General features: G+C 61.8%; 1 pseudogene. It reads left to right on the top strand.

The features are described from left to right. A pseudogene (locus BMX78_RS23240) lies at positions 1 to 720 on the top strand (hypothetical protein); the annotation flags it as partial. Positions 721 to 1,546: the final 826 nt, after the last annotated feature.

The following is a 1,546-nucleotide window of genomic DNA, read 5'->3' as shown; positions in this document are numbered from 1 at the left end:
CAGAACGAACAACTGGACTCATATCCATTCCGCACGGGGACACCTGAGTACATCCTCAGTCTCACCCCGGCCGAGTGGCGAAGGAAGCGAAGCCGCGCGGGCGGCGCCAGCGCCCGCCTGCTTGCGGCAACCCCCCTGCTGATGTTGGTGCAGATCCTCATGCTCCCGGTCTATCCTGTCCTCTTCGCCGGTAGTGATGTTGTCAGGGTGATCGACGCCGGCCCGTTCCTCAAGGTGTTCCTCCTGCTGATAGTCCTGCCCTTGGCTTCGGCTGCCCTGGTGCAGGCTATCGCCCGTCTGTACCTTGCAGGTCAAGCGATAGAAAAGATCATGGCCGGCCATGATCTGCCCTTGATGATGGGCGCCCTCGCGATCGTCATCGGATCCCAGATCGCAGCAGTGGGCTCCCGGATCATCAATCTCACCGGCGTCGTTCCCCTCTACGTCGCCTTCGTCGTCATCGCCGTCCTCATAGGAAGAATGGCAGGACGGGCTGCCCATCTCGACGTTCCGAGCACCAGGGCCGCCATGTTCTCCACCCGCAACTCGCTCGTCGTTCTCCCGTTGGCCCTGGCACTGCCGCCCGCACAGAGCATCGCCCCGCTGGCCATCGTCACCCAAACCCTCGTCGAACGAGTTGCCATGGCCGTCCTGGTACAAATCGTTCCTATCATCGTGCCGGAGCAGGAGTCACACGATCTGGCCATCACAAGTTCGTAGAAGGGGCGAGGATGCTGAGGTCTGCTGCTGATAATTTGCAGGTTGAATAGCAGCGCCCTGCCACTGTTGACGCCAGGACAGGCACGACAGCAGTCCCTTGCGCTGGTTTTCCTTGCCGGCAGTGTCGTCATTCCTGTTGTATCCCTGGGTGCTCATGGCTGCCCAGAAGGCGTGCTCTGAGGCGGGCTGTTTCTGGTTCCGTAGACACCAGCTCAGGTACGCCCCGTACATCTTGCGTACGCCCCTAGTGTCGGTGGGATAGTTGGCGCGACCTGAAGATCTCGACAGGCGATGATGGGCTCTCGGAGAGCCCGATCCGCTTCTTCCATGGTTCGGCATCCGGCACCGGTGATCCTGCGCTTCCCGCGCTGGGGTCATCGGGGTGCCGCGGTGCAGTGTGTTCCCACCGCCAACGTAGCCAACTCTTGGTTTGATAGCTGGAGATCGGAGTGACCGAAGCAACCGTGGTCGGTATGTCCCAGCGAGGCTTCATCCCCCTGCGCATGTCGCTCGCGTGGGCCCGACAGGGTTCGAGGGTTCGCGCTGATCGACACGGCCATCGAGGACGGGCTGCCCGAGAGCAGAGGATTCATCCAGATCGCTGGTGGAGGGCATGCCCCCCACCCTCGCCCATCCGGAGCTTCTCAACCCCCGCCTCGTGGACTTCGTGTGTGACGTCTATCGAGCGGAACTGGCGGTGCGATCATGAGCCTGACGAATACTGCGCACGCGGAAACCTTTCCGGTGGATCGAATTGACGCGACGGGTGGGACTCACACCGCGCGGAGAGCTTAGTACAGTACACACTGGACGCCGAGAATCAGCT

Origin of the sequence: Arthrobacter sp. OV608, from assembly GCA_900110595.1 — a bacterium.
GTDB lineage: Bacteria > Actinomycetota > Actinomycetes > Actinomycetales > Micrococcaceae > Arthrobacter.
The sequence above is the reverse complement of the archived record's forward strand: the minus strand, read 5'-3'. Positions and strand labels throughout refer to the sequence as shown.